Genomic DNA, 19874 nt, shown 5'->3' on the forward strand with positions numbered 1-19874 from the left:
GTCCCCCGTTCTTTCGCGCGACGCGCCCGGCTGAGGCAGCGCAGCTCTCAGTGGCCTCCGCCGCCGAACAGCCTCTCCGCGAGGGGATGTTCACCGAGGAACTCCCCCAGCGCAACCCGGTCCGGTGCGGTGGCCGGTCCGCGGCGGCCCACGGCGTAGGCCGCCGCGGCGTTCGCGCCGTGTGCCGCCGTCAGCGGATCGTGTCCCTGGCTGAGCAGGGCCAGAAACGCACCGATGTGTGCGTCGCCCGCGCCGTTGCTGTCTACCGCGTCCACCGGGAACCCCGGTACATGTGTCGGAGCCTGGCCGGGAGCAGCCAGCCAGCAGCCGTCCTTGTCCGCCCGTACGATCACACCCGCGCCCGGCGCCAGTCGTTCCCGCAGCGCCACGGCCGCCGATCGCGGGTCCGTGTGCCCAGTCATCAGGCGCGACTCACGTGCGTTGGCGCTCAGCCAGTCGGTACGGGCGAGGACCGGCCCGAGAACGGACGCGGGGATGTCGGCGACCAGGGGCGCGGGGTCGAGGCAGACGGTGATGTCGGCAGGGAGTCCGGCGGTGAGACCGGACAGCAGCGGACCGTTGCCCGGCATCACCAGCCCGTAGCCGGAGAGTTGCACCAGATCACCGGGACGCAGCCGCGTGGCGACCACGTCGACGTCCGACTGCGTCAGTGTCGCTTCCACCCCGAAGCTGGTGACGAAGGTTCGCTCGCCACCGCCGTCGATCAGGGCCACGGTGAAGCCGGTGTCACCCTCCGCGCGGGCGGGCAGCAGCGTTGTGATGTCCTCGGCCGCGAGCGCCGCGCGTACGAGGTCACCGTGCGGCCCTGTGCCGTGCAGACCGGCGAAGGCCACCTCGGTGCCCAGGCGGCGGGCCGCGACCAGGGTGTTGAAACCGCCTCCGACGGTCGTTCCACTGCGGGTGCCGATGACGTCTCCGCCGCGTTCGGGCAGCGTGGGAACCTCGATCACCAGGTCGGCGATGACATTCCCGACGAGCACCAGGCGACTGCTCATCGTCCGGCCCTCTCAAGAGCGGGGGACGTGGATCCGTCGGCACTGCCGGCGGCCGAGCCGGTGCGGCGCCCGAACAACGCGTAGATCAAGCCGCTGACGACCATGGAGATCGCCCAGCCGAGGCCGTTCACACCGAACCAGGTGTCGGAGAGCGGGCCCGCGAACCAGACGTCGGTCGCGCTCGTCGAAGCCTTGGTGAAGAGCAGGCCGGCCACGATGGCGACGGCCCAGCCGAGGACGGCGGGCAGCCGGAACCCGCCCGAGTACCAGTACCGACTGGTGCGGGTGGTGTCCATCAGGGCCTCGGAGTCGTATGTGCGCCCACGCAGAGAGTCCACCGCGATCACCCCGATCCACGCCGAGATGGGTACGGCCAGGAGGGTCAGGAAGGTCGAGAAGGGCCCGTAGAAGTCTTCGGCGATCAACATGAGGTAGATACCGCCGGCGAACATCACCACCACATCGAGGGCGACCGCGGCGGCGCGCGGGACCCGCAACCCCAGGGTGATCATCGTCAGCCCGGCGGAGTAGGTGGAGAGATGGTTCGACATCAGCAGCCCGCCGAAGGCCGCGACGAGATAGGGGATCGCCATCCATGAGGGCAGCATCGCGTTGATGGCGGCGACCGGGTCGGAGGCGGTGGCGAGCGTGGGGTCGCCGGCCGAGAGCAGCGAGCCGAGCGAGATCAACAGCACGAGCGGGATGCCCGCACCGAACGCCGAGGCCGTGATCAGCCGCCGGCCAGGGATGGTGCGGGGCAGATAGCGGGCGTAGTCCGCACCTGCGTTGGCCCAGCCGATACCGGTACCCGCGGCGACGAAGCCGACACCTGCGATCACTCCGCTGGTCGGCCCCGCTGCGGCGTCGAGGACCTTGGACCAGTCGACGGTCGCGACCAGGAAGCCCATCACGATGAGGTTGAGGACGCCGAAGACGACCGTGGCCCACTTGTTGATCCACATGATGGTGGCGTGGCCGAGTCCGCTGATCAGCAGCGTGCAGATGATGAAGACCAGCAGACAGACGAGCGTGAGCACGGTGTTCTGGCCGACCCCGAACGCGGTGTTCAGCAGCGCCAGCAGCGCGTACGCCGCCGTGGTGGTGCTGATCGTCTCCCAGCCGACCCGGCTCAGCCAGGTGATCAGGGTCGGTCCCGCATTGCCCCTCTGTCCGAAGACCGCGCGGGAGAGGGTGAGTGCGGGTGCGCCGCCTTTCTTGCCCGCCAGGCTCAGGGCTCCCACCAGTGCGAACGAACCGAAGGCGCCGACGACGGCGACGAGGACCGCCTGCCAGATGTTCAGTCCGCGGAAGGCGACGAGGGTCGCGCCGAGTGGGAGGCCGAGGATGCTGATGTTGGCGGCGAACCAGGTCCAGAACATCTGGCTCGCCTGGCCGTGCCGCTCGTGGTCGGGGACCGGTTCGATCCCTCTTGTCTCGATGGCACCGACGCGATCGTTCGTCTTCGAAACGGCCATGACGGAACCTCCTTGCAGGATGCGGAGGGGACGGGTGGTGGGCGAAGCGGGTGTGCCGGGTGAAACAGTCGGACTCGGGATTTCCATCCGGCTACGGGTGTGCGGGCGGCTCAGCGGAGCGTGAGCAGCCGGGCGGTCAGAGGTTCCAGTTCGAGGGAGTTGACGGTGCGAAGCGTCCGGACGGCCTCTGGGGGCAGCCCCGAGAGCCCGGTGACGGACCCGGCGACCGCACCGGCGATCGCGCCGATGGTGTCGCTGTCGCCGCCGAGGTTGGAGGCGAGCAGGGCAGCTCGCCAGGGATCGCCGCCGGCCACGGCGAGTACCGCGAACGCGGCGGGCACCGACTCCTGGCTTGCGACGCTGGTGCCGACGAGCGCGACGATCCGGTCCAGGGCCTCGGCCTCCGGGAGACCAAGGGCCAGGTCCCACGCCCACTCGATACGGGACGCGATGTCGGCCCCGGCGACCCAGTGCCCGCGCTGCGCACCGGCCCGGGCGGCGGTCACCGCGACGGTCACGGCGTCGTCCAACGATCCGCCGCCGACACCCGTGCTCACGGCGGCGGCGACGGCCGCCGCGCCCGCGATGCCGATGCCCGTGTCATGAGTGACTTGGCAGGACTCCACGACATGGTCCAGGAAGGTGTCCAGCGGGTCGACGGCGAACGCGATCCCGACCGGTGTGACGCGCATGGCTGCACCGTTGGTGGTGCCGTGCTTGCCCGCCTCCTGGGTCGGGACACCACGGGCGACCGCGTCCAGGGCGGCCTTGGTGGACGGGCCGAGGAGGTCGAAGGAACCCTTGGCCTTCATCTCCTTCTCCCAGTCCAGCAACTCATGGGCGAGCCGCAGGGGGTCGATCCTGCCACGGCCCTCGTCGAGCAGTCGGCCGACGATGACGGCCTGGTCGGTGTCGTCGGTGACCGACCCGGCCGGCATACCGGCGCTGACCGGGTTGTCGGGTCGGGCCGGCTCGAAGCCGGTGAGGGTGCCGTAGACCCGGACGACCTCCTCGCGGGACATCACCTGTGTGGGCATGCCGAGAGCGTCACCGAGGGCGAGCCCGTAGTAGGCGCCGAGGGCGCGGTCGAGGCGGTCGGTCACAGCCGGCCTCCTCGGCCCGAGCTCACGTGGAGTTCGAATCGGGCGGGGTCGAGAAGGCTGGTGACCTGTTCGACGACCGAGCCGTCGGCGGCCCGGTACACCTGGGTGAGCCGCAGGAAGGGCTCCCCGGGCGAGCGGTGAAGTGCGGCGGCCTCCTCGACGTCGAGCCCGCGAACCGACACCCGTCCCTCGCCGGAGTCGGCGACTCGACCGGCGGCGACCAGCGCGCGGCTGAGTGAGCCGCCGTCGAGGCCGCGTTCGGGCAGCCCGGCCAGTTCCTCCGTGACAGGGACCCTGCTGCGCTCGAGAGATACGCCCTGCCCGCCGACGAGCCGCCTGACCCGGTCCAGGGCGATGAACGCCGTCGAGACAAGTCCCAGTTCGGCGGCCAGCTCCTGGTCGGTCACCTCTTCGAAGCGGAGCGTCTCGGTCGTGAGCTCAGTCCCCTGCTCGGCCAGCGCCCGGGTCCAGCCGAGACGGTTGTCGAGCGGCGTTCCGTCGAAGGTGACGAAGGAGCCGATTCCGGCGTGAGTGGAGATCAGTCCTTCCTCACCGAGAACCTGAAGTGCTTGCCGCAGGGTGGTGCGGCTGACGCCGAACCGCCGGGTGAGTGTGTACTCCCCCGGGAGTCTGCTGCCGTCGGCGTGCACCCCGGCTCTGATCTCGTCGGCGAGAACGCGGGCGATGCGATGATGCTTGTGTACCTGTCCAGGCATGTCTAGACAGTACATGTGACTGTTGCCCTGGTCTACCAGTGCGCGTGAATGTTCTTCCCGGGTGCAGAGTGACACCTGCGTCACGGCGGACCCGGACACCCGAGGAAGGGAGCGCCGGCCTGACCCACTCGGCTGTCTCTGCCCCCGGCCACACTCCCCGGCCCGCACGGGTTCACCCGGCACCCGCACGCCGCACGCCGCACGCCGCACGCCGCAGGCCGCACGCCGCACCGATGATCAATCCGCCCGATGCCGTCGGCCTCCGCGCCGCAGTGGCTCCAAGGCCACAGCTGATCGAGAAGATGCTTGTCGCGCCTGGCCCGTCGACCCGTTGTCGCGACCGAGCCACCCTTCCAGGGCGAAGGGACCCATGAGGTGGTGGTCAGTAGACCTCTGAGGTAGTGGTCAGTACACCTCCGCCTCTGCGATCAGCTGATCGCGCGTCGCGCCCAGCTCGGCGAGTTCGGCCGGGGTGGGGCCCACCGGTTCGTGCGGCACCAGCGCAGCAAAATTGATTACGGGCGTGGTGCCCCCCGGACCGGACACGGCCGCAGCCTGGACAACGATCGAGACACTGTCGGTCGGCGGGGTGGCGAGGCCGTCGCCGAGCTGTCGCAGCGCGGCCGCAGTGGGAAGGGGAAGTCGGCCGGGAGCAGCTCTGCCTGATGGGTGTGGTCGTCACCACGGAACTCCAGGTCCCAGTTCTCCCGGCCCGGCAAGGGCCAGTTGTGTACGCCGACCGCGGTCTGCACCGCCCAGAGCGAGACGGTTCGGGCTTGCGGGTCGAAGTGGACGCCGCCGTACGGCATGTCCGTGAGCGGAGGGGTGGCCGGTGACACCACGATCAGGTCGATCAGGCCGGGGCCGTCGGTGAGGTGCTCGGTGGGCTCCCGACCGCTGCCCCATGCGCGAACGCTTCCGTCCGACGGACGGACGGAGACGACGGACCAGGGTTCGGTGTCCTCGAGGTTCGCGTACCAGGATGGCTCGAAGGTCTCGAACCAACCAGGCGACCGGGTCAGATCCCTGCCAAGGCCCAGGTGATGGGTCAGATCGCCCATGCTGTCGTGCGCGAAACGCACGTCCCAGCCGGGCCATGTGCGGGCGAGTACGGCGCGGGCCGCGACATGGTCGGCCCAGCTGCCGGCGAAGGCGAACCAGAGCAGGGTCCGGCGGTCGTCGTCGACGAGTGCGGCGCCCTCGCACCACACGCCGTCGAGCCATCCGTCGGTCTCCCGGTTCGCACGGAAGCAGCGTGTCGCCGCGGCCGGACCGGGCAGCAGATCGTCCACCACCCGGTTGGCGGCCCAGCGCGAGAAGTACCGCTTGCAGGTGCCGTTTTCGACCACCACGTACCGCGCTCGTGCTCCCATGACCGGCGAGGCTGGCGCCGCCGGGCTACGGGCGACGAACGCATTTCCGGCGACGAGCCGCGCTCGTCGAGGTTGGTCGACGGCCACGCCCGCGAACACCGGACAGCCCTCCCGGCTGGTCCAACCGATGCCAGACTCGATCGCCATGAGCGACTGGTTCCTGCAGCAGGGGTACGGAGTCCGATTCGAGTGGGGCCCTACGGGCCCAGCAGTTGGCGCAGGATGCCGCGTGCCTGGTGGTGGTCGACGTGCTGTCGTCCACGACGTCGGTGACCGTGGCCGTCGAGGCAGGAACCCGGGTCTTCCCCTATGCCTGGCGTGACGAGACGGCCTCCGCCTTTGCCCGAAGCAAGGCAGCGGTGCCGGCCGTAGGGCGACGAGCCGCCACTTCGACCTCACCGTGGTCGCTGTCTCCGGCGGCACTCCGGGAAGCACCGTTCCCCCCCCGGCTCGTGCTCCCCTCTCCCAACGGATCCGCCATCGCCGCGGCGGCAGGCGATTCATCGGTGGTGGCGGGCTGTCTGCGCAACGCCACGGCTGTCGGGCAATGGCTGACCCGGCGCGGCTACGGGACCGATGATCGTCCCCTCGCGGTAGTCGCTGCTGGTGAGCGGTGGCCGGACGGAAGCCTGCGACCTGCGCTGGAGGACTTGCTGGGCGCCGGGGCGATCATCGCCGAACTGGAGTCGACAGGCGCCGGCCCACTGTCCCCCGAGGCGGCTGCCGCACGGGCTTGCTTCACACACACTCCCGACGTCGCCGGTGCCGTGGCTGCCTGTTCCTCCGGCATCGAACTGGCCATGAGCGGATTCGCCGACGATGTGGTCGTCGCTACCGAGCTCAACGCGAGCGCGATCGTGCCCGTCCTCACCGACGGAGCCTTCAGCCATGGCACCGGTACGGGGTCATAGCCGAACCTGTGAGGTCTCGGCGGCACCTGGCACGGGTCGCCGGAACGTGTGCGCTTGGGCGGGGAAAGAGTTGGACGGGACGCGGATCGGTCTTGTAGCGTCCTGGTCACCGTGACAGGACGCGAGGAGGTGAGACCCATGAACGCTGTATCGACGTGGGTGCTCCCGCTCTTCGTCACGGCCGGGCGATCGACATAGGTGTCGCCGGGAGTGCCTCCACAACAAGGCACCTCCGAAAGGCAAAAAACCTATGCATTCCTTGCAGTTCACTGCCGAGTCGTCGTCGAACGGCATGCTCGAGCGCGGCTTCACCGTCGGTGAGATCCCCGGCGTTCTCTGGTCGCCGGTTGCGGGCGCCGATCGTGCGCCTCTGGTACTGATGGGGCACGGCGGCGGAACCCACAAGAAGGCACCGGCCATGTCGGGCCGTGCACAGCGCCTCGTGGCCGGCTGCGGCTTCCACGTCGCGGTCATCGACGCACCGGGTCACGGCGACCGGCCGCGCACGGCACATGACGAGCAGGAGATCGCCGCCCTGTACCGGGCGAGGTCCGCGGGCGAACCGGAAGGCCCGATCGTCGTCCGCTACAACGCGCATCTGGCGGAACTCGCCGTGCCCGAGTGGCGGGCGACCCTGGACGCCCTCCAGGAGGTTCCGGAGATCGGCGCCGACGGGCCGGTCGGCTACTTCGGTATCAATATGGGCACCGCGATCGGGGTGCCGCTGGTGGCGGTCGAACCCAGGATCACGGCCGCGGTCTTCGGTCAGCACTGGCCCGATGTGCTCGCCGAGAAGGCCCGGCAGATCACCATCCCGATCGAGTTCGACATGCAGTGGGACGACGAGCACATTCCGCGCGAGGCGGGTCTGGCCCTGTTCGACGCCTTCGCCTCGAAGGAGAAGACGTTGCACGCCAACGCGGGCAGGCACAAGGAGTTGCCCCGGTTCGAGGCCGACAGCGCGGTCCGCTTCTTCGCCCGGCACTTCGGCCGGACGGTCGCCTCGTCGGCGGGACGTGAATTGCTGTCCTGACGTGGGCTGTTGCGGCGTCCCGCCGTTCGGCCGGGCGTCGCATCGGCGGCGCCGAGTTCCTGAGGTGCTGCCTGTGCCTGGGCACATGGGGCGGGCTGTGGCGGCAGGCTGCGCCGTTTCTCGTCGGTCCGCCCGCGCCCGGCCGGTGCGGGCGCGAGCGGACCGGCTCGGTGATGGTTACGGACGGCGACGGTCTGCCGTCCGACTCGTCGTCGGAAGGTTCCGCCCGGGTGTCACGCGCACCCCGCCGGCACCGGCCGTGACGCATCGTCGATCAGGGCGTCCTGGGCCGCCTTCACCCGTGCTACATCGGGTTTGACCACCTTGCGGTCGTACGTCAACAGACCGTTGAGCTCGCCCTCGACGTCCGAGATCTGTGTGTAGACCGCTCCGTTGCCGCCGCGGCACGCGAGTGCGTGGACTTCGGTCAGCTTCTGCAGGTAGTCGTCGGTATAGGTCGTGGGGTCGACGTCGACATACGACTGCTGCACCGACCAGGCGTGGCCCGGTATTCCGAGGCCCAAGCCCCCGTACTCTCCACTGACCAGGGCCCGTTGACCGTCCGGGTGCGGTGGCAGGGCCGGGCTCGGATAGCCGTGCTCGTCCATGATGTCGCCGGCTCCGCCGTCGTTGCCGAGGTTGAGGCCCGACATGTTGTTGACCAGACGGCTGGGGTCCCAGGACTTGGCCTGCGAAGCGACACGGCCGATGTCGTACTGGCCCCAGCCCTCGTTGAAGACGACCCACATGACCACTGCCGGGCTGCTGATGTGTTCGTCGATCATCTCCTTCATCTCGTGCTCGTACTCGGTGCGGGCCGCCGTGGAGGGGTTCACACCCGCGGTCATCGCCGGCATGTCCTGCCACACGAGCAGGCCCAGTCGGTCGGCCCAGTAGAACCACCGGTCGGGTTCCACCTTGATGTGCTTGCGGACGGCGTTGAAGCCCATGTTCTTGTGCATCTTCAGGTCGTACGCGAGGGCCTCGTCGCTCGGTGCGGTGTACAGGCCGTCCGGCCAGAACCCCTGGTCGAGTGTGGCCATCATGAAGACCGGTTTGCCGTTGAGGACCGTGCGCGGGACGCCGTCGATCTTCTGCACCTCGATGGAGCGCATACCGAAGTAGCTGTCGACGCGGTCGGCGCCGACGCTCACTCTGAGGTCGTAGAGGAACGGGTGGTCGGGTGACCACAGGCGTGCGTGCGGGATCCGCAAGGTCAGCGGTTGGCCGGTGCGGCCGGTGGCGGCGGCCACCTTGTGCTTGCCGTCGTAGGCCGTTGCGGTGACGCTGACGCCGTCGCGTACGCCCTGCGGTTCGACGGTCAGGGTGCCGCTGTCGACATGCGGGGTCAGTTTCAGCTGGTCGACGTGGTCACGCGCCACGGGCTCCAGCCATACCGTCTGCCAGATTCCGGAGGTCGGGGTGTACCAGATGCCGCTCGGGTCGAGGCGCTGCTTGCCGATCGGCGGGTTCTCACCGTTCGCGGCATCCGTCGGGTCGTAGACACCGACAATGAGTTCCTGGCTGCGGCCGGGCTTGAGGGCGTCGGTGATGTCGGCACTGAACTTGTCGTAGCCACCCTTGTGTTCGGCGACCTTGGTGCCGTTGACATAGACCTCGGCCTGCCAGTCGACGGCGCCGAAGTTCAGTTGCAGCCGCTTGTTGTCGCCGATCTTCCAGCCCGGGGGCACCGTGAAGGTGCGGCGATACCACATCCGGTCCTCGTGCCGTTCTATGCCCGAGAGCTGGGATTCGACGGGGTAGGGGACGAGGATCTGCTCGGCGAGCTTGCGGCCGACGGGCGGATTTTCGCCCGCTGTCGCCGCGGCGAACTGCCAGCTGCCGTTGAGGTTCTGCCAGGCGTCGCGAGTGAGCTGCGGGCGCGGGTACTCGCGGTGGGCGTTGGCCGGCGTGACGTCGTCGGCCCATTTGGTGCGCAGCTCGTAGGTGGAATGGTTGGCGCCGCTGCTCCAGAATGCTCCGATTTCCTTGCCGTTCTTGTCGGTCAGCCCGCCTTGGCCGTCGTAGCGGACGTCCGCGAGGCCCGGCGCGGTGCCGGTCTTGTTGCCGACGACGGGTTCCTTCAGAGAGACGAGCAGGGACTTGGGGTCGGCCGGGTCGAGGCGGGCGGTGCCCAGTGGCCAGGTGGCTCCGCCGATGACCGCGTCGAGATGGTTGATGAGCCCGGTCGGCGGGGCGTTCAGCGCCTGTGCGAAGTCGAGTTGGAGGGTTCGGCCGTCGCGCTGGACGGTGGTGGCGATGGCGCCGTCGTAGTCGTAGCCCTCGGGCAGGAGGAACGCCGACTGCGGGATCGCGGCCTTGGTCCCGCCCGGCGGGGTCCAGCGCACGTGGAGGTTGGAGCCCCCGTAGTGCTCGAAGTACTCGACCTTGATGTCGTACGCCTTGCCTGCCGTCAACTCGACTGGCTCACCGCTCTGTTCGCGGTCCCAGTCGTCGACCCAGTGGTCGATCACGAGACGGCCGTCGACCCAGAGCCGGAATCCGTTGTCTCCGATGATCGAGAAGGTGGTGGGGCCCGTTCTCTCCGGCACGATGCGCCCGGTCCAGCGGACGCTGACGTCGTCCGACTGTCCGGTGGCCGAGTTCAGGCGGGACTCCAGGGACCCGAATTCGAGTTGCGGGTCGAATCCGGTGGCCTTGAGCTGGGCGAAGTCGAAGGCTCCTGGGGCGGATTGGGTGTAGTACTCCCCCTTGAGGCCGTGGACTTCGACGGGGTCGTCCACGGGTGTCGCGGCTGAGGTGGCGGTCGGTGTCGCGGCCAGCCCTGCAATGCTCAGGGCAGCCGCGAGCAGTAAAGTCAGACGACGTCCGACTGGTCTGATGCGCACGGATCCTCCTTGACTGAGGAAGGGTGGCGGCTCACTGCTTCAGTCTGTACAACGTTGGAAGCACGGCAGTTGGCATGAGAGCACGGCTCCCGGCCGCTGTCCAGGGCCATGACAATGCTCCGACGTCAGGAGCTCCCATCGATGCCGAGGAGATCCCTTGCGGGTCAGCCTGAAGGACGTGGCCGAAAAAGCCGGCGTCTCGATCAAGACCGTGTCCAACGTCGTGAACAACTATCCGCACGTCACGCCGGCGATGCGGGCCCGCGTCCAGCAGGCCATCGACGAACTGGGCTACCGGCCGAACCTCACCGCTCGGCACCTGCGCAAGGGCCGCACGGGCATCATCGCGCTCGCCGTCCCCGAGCTCGGCAACCCCTACTTCGCCGAGCTGGCCGGCGCGGTGATCGACGCTGCCGCCGAGCACGATTTCACGGTCCTGCTCGACCACACCCGTGGCCGGCGCGAGCAGGAGGTCCTCGTCAGCCAGGGCTTCAGGGCCCGGGTGATCGACGGGCTCATCCTCAGCCCCCTGGAGCTGGAGGCCGAGGACCTCCAGGGCCGGCCGGACGACGTGCCTCTGGTCCTGCTCGGCGAGCGGGAGTACGACGCTCCGCACGACCACATCGCCATCGACAACGTGGCCGCCGCGCGCGCCGCAGTCCGCCATCTGCTCAGCCGAGGCCGCACCCGCATCGCCTACCTCGGCGCCCGTACGGACTCCGCGAACCGCCCGGCCCACCTGCGACTCGTCGGCTGGCGTGAGGAGTTGACGGCGGCGGGGGTGCCGGCCCCGGACGAGCTGGTGGTTCCGGTCGACGGCTGGGACCGGGACGACGGCGCGCGGGCCATGGCCAGGCTGCTCGACGCGGGCGTGCGGCCCGATGCCGTGTTCGCGTTCAACGACCTGATCGCGATCGGAGCGATGCGGGTGCTGCACGAGCGCGGACTGCGGGTGCCGTGGGACATCGCCGTGGCGGGATTCGACGACATCGCCGAGAGCCGATTCGGCGCCGTGTCGCTGACCACCGTCTCGCCGGACAAACAGGCCATCGCGCGCATGGCGGTCGCCTCGCTGCTGCGCAGCCTGTCCGGGCGCAGCGAGCCGGGCGGTCGTGAACTCATCGCGGATTTCCGGCTGGTGGAGCGGGAGAGCACCCTCGGCCGTCGCTGACGGCCGTCCGTTCCGTTGGGCCGAGATTTCGGACGGCAGGGTTTACAGGCTCCTTCCAACGATGTAAAAACCTCCTCTGAACGACGTGCACGCCGAGTTGACCGCAAGAGCCGTCCTTCCCCGTGAGCGCTCCGAGCGCCGGGGCCACGCCGTTTGGGGTACTCATGAAGCACATCGCACCACTGCGTCGCGCCTCCGTGCGGACACTGCTCGCCACCGGCCTCGTCACCGGTCTGGCGCTCACCGCCGGATGTGCCAAGTCCGAAGACAGCTCCGGCAACGACAAGGCCTCCGCCCAGCAGGAGGATCCCGGCCAGGTCGTCGCCTCACCCAGCGGCGGTTCAGGGCCGAGCTGCACCATCGACTCCTACGGTGGCTCGAAGGTGGACCTGAAGTCCGCCACGGTCGGCTTCTCCCAGTCCGAGAAGGAAGCCAACCCCTTCCGAATCGCGGAGACGGCGTCCATCAAGGCCGAAGCCCAGAAGCGAGGCGTCAAGCTCCTCACCGCCAACGCCCAATCGCAGTTCTCCAAGCAGATCAGCGACGTGCAGGACCTCATCGCCAAGGGCGCCGACCTGCTGGTCATCGCCCCCCTCAACTCGGACGGCTGGGAGCCGGTGCTGCGCACCGCATCCGCCAAGCACATCCCCATCGTGACGATCGACCGCAAGATCAACGCCGCCGCCTGCAAGGACTACGTGAGCTTCATCGGCTCCGACTTCGTCGAGCAGGGCCGGCGGGCCGCCGACCAGATGATCGAAGCGACCGGCGGCAAGGGAGAAGTCGCCATCCTGCTCGGCGCCGCAGGCAACAACGTCACCACCGAACGCACCAAGGGCTTCGAGGACCGCATCAAGGAGAAGGCGCCAGGACTCAAGATCGTCTTCCGGCAGACGGGCGACTTCGCACGCGAGAAGGGCCAGTCCGTCACGGAGAACCTGATCCAGTCCAAGCCGGGGATCAAGGGCATCTACGCCGAGAACGACGAGATGGGACTGGGCGCCGTCAACGCCCTCAAGGGCGCCGGCAAGAAGCCCGGCGACGTGAAGATCGTGACGATCGACGGAACCCGCAACGCCGTTCAGGGCATCGTGGACGGGTGGATCGACGGAGTCATCGAGTCCAACCCGCGTTTCGGACCGCTGGCATTCCAGACGCTGGACACCTTCACCCAGGGTCAGGAAGTGGCTCAGGACATCGTCATCCAGGACAGCTCCTACACCGAGAGCAATGCGAAGGCCGACCTGGGCAAGGCCTACTGAGATGCTCACGGTCACGGGACTGTGCAAATCCTTCCCCGGCGTGCGGGCCCTGTCCGATGTGGACTTCGCCGCACGCGCCGGGGAGGTGCACGCCTTGGTCGGCGAGAACGGCGCCGGCAAGTCGACACTGATCAAAGTCCTCACCGGCGTGTACCAGCCCGACGCCGGTGAGGTGACATACAACGGCACCCCTGTCCGCTTCGCCACTCCCCTGCAGGCTCAGCAGGCGGGCATCTCCACCATCTATCAGGAAGTCAACCTCGTCCCGCTGATGAGCGTGGCCCGCAACCTCCTGCTCGGCCGCGAACCACGCAGCCGGCTGCGCCTGATCGACTTCCGCCGTATGCACCGTGAGGCGGAGGAGACCTTGCGGAGCCTCGGCATCCGGGTCGACGTACGCCGCCCCCTGCGTGAACTCGGTGTCGGCGCCCAGCAGATGGTCGCGCTCGCCCGGGCCGTGGCTGTCGACGCCCGAGTCGTGATCATGGACGAACCCACCTCGTCGTTGGAGCCCCGCGAGGTGAGCACGCTGTTCGAGGTGATACGCACGCTGCGCGAACGAGGCATCGCGGTCGTCTACGTCAGCCACCGCATGGAGGAACTGTACGAGATCTGCGACGCGGTCACCGTCCTGCGCGACGGCACGGTGGTGCACACCGGACGGCTCGCCGACCTCGACCGGCTGCATCTGGTGTCGCTGATGCTCGGACGGGAGATCGGAGAGGTCCGCCGAGAGGGTCTGACGAAGTTCGCCGGGTCCCATGACGCCGCCGCCGAACCGGTGCTGCAGGCACAGAGACTGACGGCTCGTCATCGGCTGCATGACGTCTCGCTGTCCCTGCGTCCCGGCGAGGTGGTCGGACTCGGCGGTCTGCTCGGCTCCGGACGCAGCGAGACTGCCAGGGCCATCGCGGGCGCTCTGCCGGTCGACAGCGGCCGGGTCGTGGTGGCCGGTGCACCGGTACGCGCCGGCTCCACCCCGGCGGCGATCCGCGCCGGGATCAGCCTGCTGCCCGAGGATCGCAAGACCGAAGGGATCGTGCCGGGTCTGTCGGTGCGGGAGAACATCGCACTCGCGGCGTTGCCGGGCCTGTCGCGCTTCGGCCTGGTGGACGACGCGCGGATCGACCGTATCGTCGACACCTTCATGAAGCGGCTGCGCATCAAGGCCTCGAGTCCCCACCAGAAGGTCGGCGAACTGTCCGGCGGCAACCAGCAGAAAGTGCTCCTCGCCCGATGGCTCGCCCTGCACCCCAAAGTCCTGCTGCTCGACGAGCCCACCCGCGGAATCGACGTGGGCGCCAAGGCGGAAGTACAGGCTCTTGTCGACGAACTCGCCGACGAGGGCCTGGCCGTCCTGCTGATCTCCTCCGACACCGAGGAACTGATCGAGGGCAGCGACCGTGTGGTCGTGCTCAAGGACGGTGCCGTGGTACGCGAACTCACCGGAGACGCCGTCACCGAGGACGAACTGATGCGCGCGATCGCCGACGTACCCGAGGGAGGACCTCATGGCTGACGTCAGCCTCGCCCGCGTCACAGTGGACCGCGACCGGGCGCTGCGCCTCCTGCAGAACTACGGCGTGTACGGCGGTGTCATGGTTCTGCTGGTCTTCAACTTCGCCTTCACCGCGCACTTCGCCTCCGCCGAGAACTTCCGCACCCAGGCCGTGCAGGTCGCCCCAGTGCTGATCGTCGCCCTCGGCATGGCCCTCGCGATCGGCACGGAGGGCGTCGACCTGTCGGTCGGTTCGGTCATGGCCCTGTCCACGTCGCTGCTGTCCCTCTACCTGGGTTACGGGCCCTGGATCGCCACGCTGATCGCCGTCGTCGGCGGCATCCTGGTCGGCGCGGCCAACGGGGCGCTCATCGCGTTCGTGGGTGTGCAGCCCATCGTCGCCACACTCGCGCTGATGGTCGGCGCCCGTGGTCTCGCACTGGTCCTGCTCCCCCAGCTCAAGGACGTCCGCAATCCCGGTATGGCAGCACTCGGCTCCGGTGACGTGCTGGGCATCCCGTATCTGGTGCTGATCGCCGCCGCCCTGGCACTGCTCGTGGCGTTCGTCGTCAAACGCTCCACGTTCGGCCGCCGCCTGTTGGCCATCGGGGACAGCCGGCCGGCCGCGCGTCTCGCGGGACTGCCCGTGCGACGGGTTCTGATCGTGGTCTACGTGTGTTCGGGCGCTCTGGCGGCGGTCGCAGGCGTGCTGGCCACCGCTCGCCTCACCGCGAGCGATCCCACCTCACTGGGCACGCTGATGGAACTGTCGGCCATCACCGCGGTGGTGGTCGGAGGTACCCCGCTCAGCGGCGGTCGGGTCCGCATCGGCGGAACGGTCGCGGGCGCCGTACTGATCCAACTGCTCACCACCACGCTCATCAAGCACGACCTGCCGCCGTCATGGACGCAGATCGCGCAGGCCGTAGTGATCGTCGGTGCCGTCTACGCAGCACGTGAGCGAGGGAAGCGATGACCACCGACACCGGGGAAGCCACCATGGGGACCGAAGCCGCCCTCGCCACCACCGCCGACGACCTCCCGCCCGGCACGACCGGATCCGAGCGCCTGAGCGCGCTCGCCCAGCAACACGGCGCACTGGTCACCCTCGTGATCGCCATGATCATCGCCTCCCTCACCTTCGACACCTTCCTGACCGGCGACAACCTGGAGAACATGGCGCTGTCGTCGGCGTTCCTCGCCGTCGTCGCCCTCGGCATGACCTTCGTGATCGTCACCGGCGGAATCGACCTGTCCGTCGGCTCGCTGTTCGCTCTGGGCGGGGTCCTCGCCGCATGGGGTTCGCAGTACGGGACCGCCGTCGCACTGCTGTTGCCGCTCGCCGTGTGCGGGCTCGTCGGTCTGGTGAACGGACTGCTGATCGCACGCTCCGGGCTCGCCCCGTTCATCGTCACCCTCGCCGCCATGCTCGCGGCGCGCGGTGTCCTCCTCGCGCTGACTGACGAGGGGTCACGGACATACCTCGTGGACAAGGGCTCGTTCTTCGTCGAGCTCGGCCAGGGCTCGCTGCTCGGGATCGGGGTTCCGGTCTGGATCACCGTCGCACTGTTCGCGCTGGGAGCCCTCGTCCTCAGGCGCACCCGGTTCGGTCAGTACGTGTACGCCGTCGGCGGCAACCAGGACGCCGCAGCCCTGATGGGCGCGCCCGTGACCCGGACGAAGGTCGCGGTCTACACCCTGTCGGGACTGTGTGCGGGCCTCGCCGGTGCCCTCAACGCGGCATGGCTCGCCTCGGGTGTGACGATCCTCGGCACAGGCATGGAACTCGAGGCGATCTCGGCCGTCGTCATCGGCGGCACCCTGCTCACCGGCGGATTCGGCTTCATCAGCGGCTCGTTGGTGGGCGTGGCGCTGCTGAAGGTGATCCAGAACGTCATCAACCAGATCGGATCACTGGACTCCGCCTATCAACAGGTGGTCAGCGGCGCCTTCCTGGCTTTGGTGATCGTTGCCCAGACCTGGCTCGGCCGCCGACAACGTGTCCTCTGAACCGGACGACCTCGTCTTGGGCACTGGGCAGGACGGCCGTACGCATGCCTGATCTCCCGGACCGCGCCGGCGATCCGCAGCCAGGTCAGGTCTCATGCTTGAATCGGCCGCAGGAGGGTCGCTCGATGTATGCCATGCCGCGCTTACATCAAGACATGATCGACGATGGAACCCCACCCCGACCATAGGGTTTGGGGAATGAATCGTTCCCCGAGTGCCGGGCCGCCGGCGCCTGCGAGCAGCAAGATCAGGCGCTCGCTGCTCGGCCCCAGTTGGTTCGCGGCCGTGATGGGCACGGGCATCGTCGCCAATGCGGCGGTCACCCTGCCGCGGAGCTTCCCCTGGCTGCACACCGCTGCCCTGGTGGTCTGGCTGGCAGCCGCGCTCCTGCTCACCCTGCTGGCCGTCGGCTACCTGCGCCAGCGGGCGCTGCGGTTGCACGCCGCTGACCCTGTGATGGCCCAGTTCTTCGGTGCGCCGCCCATGGCACTGCTCACGGTGGGAGCCGGGACGCTGCTGCTCGGCCGCAGGCTGATCGGGCCTCAGGCTGCGCTGGACGTGGACTGGGTGTTGTGGTCGCTCGGTACCGTGCTCGGCCTTGTCACGGCGTGCACGGTGCCCTATCTGATGGTCACCCGGCACCGCTTCGCGCCGGACGCGGCGTTCGGAGGCTGGCTGATGCCGGTGGTGCCGCCGATGGTGTCGGCCGCGACAGGCGCACTGCTCGTCCCTCATGCACCGGCAGGGCAGTTGCGGCTCGCCCTGCTGCTGGGGTGCTACGCCATGCTCGGACTCGGCCTTGTGGCGGCACTGTTGGTGCTGGCCATGATCTACGGCCGCCTGGTGCACCACGAAGCACCGACCGGAACGGTCGTGCCCACGGTATGGATCGGTGCGGGGGCGCTGGGCCAGTCGGTCACCGCGCTCGGCGCACTGGCTGCGGCGGCGCCGAGCGCGCTGCCCGCACCCTACGCGCGGGGCACCGCAGTGTTCGCGCTGCTGGGCGGGATCGTCGTGTGGGGCTTCACCATGCTGTGGCTCGTGCTGGCCACGGGGCTGACCGTACGCACGATCCGGGCGGGGTTGCCCTTCGCCCCCACATGGTGGTCGTTCATCTTCCCGGTCGGCGCCTGTGTGACGGCCACCGGCGCCCTGGCGGTGCGAACCGGTTCGGATGTGTTCGCATGGGTGGCCGTGGTCCTCTATGGAACGCTCTTCATCGCCTGGGTGGTGGTGTCAGGTCAGTCCGTGCGGCACGCGCACAGGCACATGCGGCGTCGGTCCTTCGGCGGGCACGCGCGTCGACGGGCCGTCGAGCCGGAGGAGGCGCCCAGCGGATCGACCGTGCTCAGGGGGACCGTCCGCACCACCACCGGCGGTCGCCCTGTCGCCGATGCCCGTGTCACGCTTCTTGGCCCGGCAGGCGATGTCGTCGCCATGACGTTGACCGGCGAGGACGGCTCCTACTCCTTCAGCGATCTCGAAAGCGACCGCTACACCGTCGTCACTGCCGGATACCCGGCGCAGGCCTCGCTCTTGACACTCAACGGCAGCGGCCAGAACGCGTTTGATCCGACGCTGACGCACGACGTGGACTGAGCAACTCCTGTTTCAGCGGGCGCTTTCAGTGCGTCGCGCGCACTCCTCGGTGATGCCGATGGCAACCACGTCCGAGCAGATGACCGACGGTGAGCGAGCCGACCCGGTTGAGGTGGGATTCGGGAACTGGGGTCGATTCACCGCGCCGAGGTCGAACCGCGCCCCTCCGCATGCGGGCCCTGACAGGATCTCCGGCATGTTGGAAAAGAAACTCGACGCGCTGTCTCAGATGATGGCCGAGCACATGGCCAGGCCGTTCCCGCCGAGCTTCCGCGGCCTGGACATCGAAGACCAGGACATGGTGCTGCTCGACGCGGACGCCTACGGATACGCCTCCAGCGTCCTCCACGGCCCGCTCGATCAGAAGCGCCGCGCAGGCTTGACGAGGCTCACAGCGGCATTCGAGAGGGTACTCCCCGCGATCGAAGACGCGTACGCGGCGGAGTACTACGCGCATGTCCGCGATATGGCCGTACTGGCCGCCGAAGTCGAGACCTTGCGGGTCAAGTAGTCCTACGACGGGGAAGCTTCACCGGGGTCGCGGTTGGGTGGGGCACTGTGCAGTGACGTTGTCGATCCACGCGGCCCGACCGGACGGCGCCCCGGTCGGGCCTGCGCCCCGCCATGCTGCTGTGCCCCTCCCCCGTGGTGGCACGGGTCTCGCGGCTGCCAAGGTTCGAACCACCTCCAGGCGCCGCGCAGGGCATCACGTCAGGTCCGCCTCCGACCCTTGCTCATCGCCGCGAGCCGGGCCATTTGGTGTCCCATGCCGCCGGCTCCGGCCAGCGGCGCCAGGACGTGTGGCCAGATGGAGGTGACGAGATTGACATGCCGTGCGCCGCCGAGTGCCACCACGGGGTCGAGGAACACGATGTCGCGTGCCGCGGCCTGCTGGAGGAGAGCATGGCCCGTTATGGCGTCGGTCGCGCCGTGGGGTGTGTCGTAGGGCTCGATGACATCGTCGAGGTCGAGCAGGCCGTAGCGTGCCGACAGAATCAGCAGCCGGTCAGGTTGCAGTGCATCGGCGGCTTTGCGGCACGCCCGGTGGTAGGAGCCGATGTACATGTCCGCCGCCCGTGCAGCTCGGCTCAGTTTGCTGCTGCCGCACGGGATGACGACGAGTTCGGGTCGGAAGTAATCCAGGTTGCCGTCTGCGGTCATTCCCGTTGTCCTGCCTGTTGGTGTCGGACGTGAGCAGCTCTGGTGGTGCGCCAGATGGGGTCCCGCTCGTCACGTGACCGAAGGGAACCGCGACTGCGGACCGACCGCCGCCCGGGAGCGGCGGTTCACAGGCGCGCAGGAATGGCCCTACGGTTCGGATGATGGACGCCTGTCACCGAATGTCACAGATCGACGACTGTCAGCCATACTCGCCCCTCCAGTCGACGCCGTGGCCCGAGGTCGTGGCCGATACCCACAACCGGCGTCCGATGGGCAGCGACCCTCGACGTGGGCGCCATGCCATCGGATCAGGACATCTGGGTGCCGTGCAGACAGACCTCAGCACTACGGTTGAAGCATTCCACGCACGCCGCGCAGACTCGGCGCCATGTCCTCATGTGCCGCCGTTATGGCACTTTCGCTCGGCCTGCTCATATCCCCCCTTGTCATAGCCTCGGTGCTACGACGCGGTCCGAGAGGGTTACTTCCCCACCACATGCGGGAGGCGGTAGCCCCGGGCAGGATGGAAACGATCAGCCAAACCGGCCGCGTCCGCCATTGGTCGTATGCAGCGAGGAAAGAAGGCGATCCACACCGTGGCGTCGCAACCCCACGCCGGACAGCCGGTGCTCCATGGGCAGGAATTCGGCCTCAACGAGTGGCTCGTGGAAGAACAGTACGAGCGGTACCTCCATGA

Annotated in this window: 16 protein-coding genes and 1 pseudogene; 10 read left to right on the plus strand and 7 right to left on the minus strand. The window is 68.7% G+C overall.

The genetic code is table 11. From position 1 onward, the window contains the following. Positions 1-47 precede the first annotated feature (47 nt). The 5 genes from ADL25_RS30775 to ADL25_RS30795 form a co-directional block, all read right to left on the minus strand. The gene (locus ADL25_RS30775; RefSeq protein WP_059131157.1) at positions 48-1016 is read right to left on the minus strand and encodes a PfkB family carbohydrate kinase; all 969 of its coding nucleotides are present in this window, start codon (positions 1014-1016) and stop codon (positions 48-50) included. Beyond that, positions 1013-2491, minus strand: a complete 1479-nt coding sequence (locus tag ADL25_RS30780) for a purine-cytosine permease family protein (protein WP_059131158.1) — start codon at positions 2489-2491, stop codon at positions 1013-1015. The genes ADL25_RS30775 and ADL25_RS30780 overlap by 4 nt, the downstream gene beginning before the upstream one ends. 110 nt (positions 2492-2601) lie before the next feature. Beyond that, a complete protein-coding gene (locus ADL25_RS30785) occupies positions 2602-3594 on the minus strand; it encodes an ADP-ribosylglycohydrolase family protein (RefSeq protein WP_059131159.1) in 993 nt (330 codons plus the stop codon). Then, complete coding sequence (locus ADL25_RS30790) at positions 3591-4310, minus strand: GntR family transcriptional regulator (protein WP_059131160.1); 720 nt, start codon at positions 4308-4310, stop codon at positions 3591-3593. Before ADL25_RS30790 ends, ADL25_RS30785 begins: the two co-directional genes overlap by 4 nt. 515 nt (positions 4311-4825) lie before the next feature. Next, positions 4826-5683, minus strand: a complete 858-nt coding sequence (locus ADL25_RS30795; protein ID WP_147318070.1) for a hypothetical protein — start codon at positions 5681-5683, stop codon at positions 4826-4828. A 212-nt stretch (positions 5684-5895) separates the two neighbouring features. On the opposite strand from ADL25_RS30795, the gene ADL25_RS30800 reads away from it, so the two are divergent. Both ADL25_RS30800 and ADL25_RS30805 read left to right on the plus strand, forming a co-directional pair. Beyond that, positions 5896-6594 (plus strand): 2-phosphosulfolactate phosphatase, encoded by a 699-nt coding sequence (locus ADL25_RS30800; protein ID WP_059131162.1) that lies wholly within the window; start codon positions 5896-5898, stop codon positions 6592-6594. Positions 6595-6844: 250 nt separating this feature from the next. Continuing rightward, a complete protein-coding gene (locus tag ADL25_RS30805; RefSeq protein ID WP_059131163.1) occupies positions 6845-7627 on the plus strand; it encodes an alpha/beta hydrolase in 783 nt (260 codons plus the stop codon). A 233-nt stretch (positions 7628-7860) separates the two neighbouring features. Here the strand turns inward: ADL25_RS30805 and ADL25_RS30810 are convergent, their stop codons facing one another. Continuing rightward, entirely contained in the window at positions 7861-10476 is a 2616-nt protein-coding gene (locus tag ADL25_RS30810) for a glycoside hydrolase family 2 (protein WP_059131164.1), read from the minus strand. A 157-nt stretch (positions 10477-10633) separates the two neighbouring features. On the opposite strand from ADL25_RS30810, the gene ADL25_RS30815 reads away from it, so the two are divergent. The 7 genes from ADL25_RS30815 to ADL25_RS30845 all read left to right on the plus strand — a co-directional run bounded on the left by ADL25_RS30815 (position 10634) and on the right by ADL25_RS30845 (position 18527). Beyond that, on the plus strand, positions 10634-11647 hold the full coding sequence (locus tag ADL25_RS30815) for a LacI family DNA-binding transcriptional regulator (RefSeq protein WP_059131165.1): 1014 nt from the start codon (positions 10634-10636) through the stop codon (positions 11645-11647). Positions 11648-11811: 164 nt separating this feature from the next. Further along, positions 11812-12909: an ABC transporter substrate-binding protein gene (locus ADL25_RS30820; RefSeq protein WP_059131166.1), complete on the plus strand. Its 1098-nt coding sequence runs from the start codon at positions 11812-11814 to the stop codon at positions 12907-12909. A 1-nt stretch (position 12910) separates the two neighbouring features. Then, positions 12911-14428: a sugar ABC transporter ATP-binding protein gene (locus ADL25_RS30825; protein WP_199839231.1), complete on the plus strand. Its 1518-nt coding sequence runs from the start codon at positions 12911-12913 to the stop codon at positions 14426-14428. After that, positions 14421-15383, plus strand: coding sequence for an ABC transporter permease (locus ADL25_RS30830; RefSeq protein WP_059131168.1), 963 nt, complete (start codon positions 14421-14423; stop codon positions 15381-15383). The genes ADL25_RS30825 and ADL25_RS30830 overlap by 8 nt, the downstream gene beginning before the upstream one ends. 23 nt (positions 15384-15406) lie before the next feature. After that, on the plus strand, positions 15407-16417 hold the full coding sequence (locus tag ADL25_RS30835; RefSeq protein WP_059131184.1) for an ABC transporter permease: 1011 nt from the start codon (positions 15407-15409) through the stop codon (positions 16415-16417). A 198-nt stretch (positions 16418-16615) separates the two neighbouring features. Further along, entirely contained in the window at positions 16616-18016 is a 1401-nt protein-coding gene (locus tag ADL25_RS30840; RefSeq protein WP_234381103.1) for a carboxypeptidase regulatory-like domain-containing protein, read from the plus strand. 196 nt (positions 18017-18212) lie between these two features. Beyond that, the gene (locus tag ADL25_RS30845; RefSeq protein WP_059131169.1) at positions 18213-18527 is read left to right on the plus strand and encodes a hypothetical protein; all 315 of its coding nucleotides are present in this window, start codon (positions 18213-18215) and stop codon (positions 18525-18527) included. A gap of 200 nt (positions 18528-18727) precedes the next feature. Here the strand turns inward: ADL25_RS30845 and ADL25_RS30850 are convergent, their stop codons facing one another. Further along, a complete protein-coding gene (locus ADL25_RS30850) occupies positions 18728-19177 on the minus strand; it encodes a DUF6884 domain-containing protein (RefSeq protein ID WP_059131170.1) in 450 nt (149 codons plus the stop codon). A 566-nt stretch (positions 19178-19743) separates the two neighbouring features. Here ADL25_RS30850 and ADL25_RS50825 point away from each other — a divergent pair. Continuing rightward, positions 19744-19872: pseudogene (locus ADL25_RS50825) on the plus strand (hypothetical protein); the annotation flags it as partial. Positions 19873-19874: the final 2 nt, after the last annotated feature.

The sequence above is a fragment of the Streptomyces sp. NRRL F-5122 genome, assembly GCF_001507435.1.
In the GTDB taxonomy this organism is placed as follows: domain Bacteria; phylum Actinomycetota; class Actinomycetes; order Streptomycetales; family Streptomycetaceae; genus Streptomyces; species Streptomyces lannensis.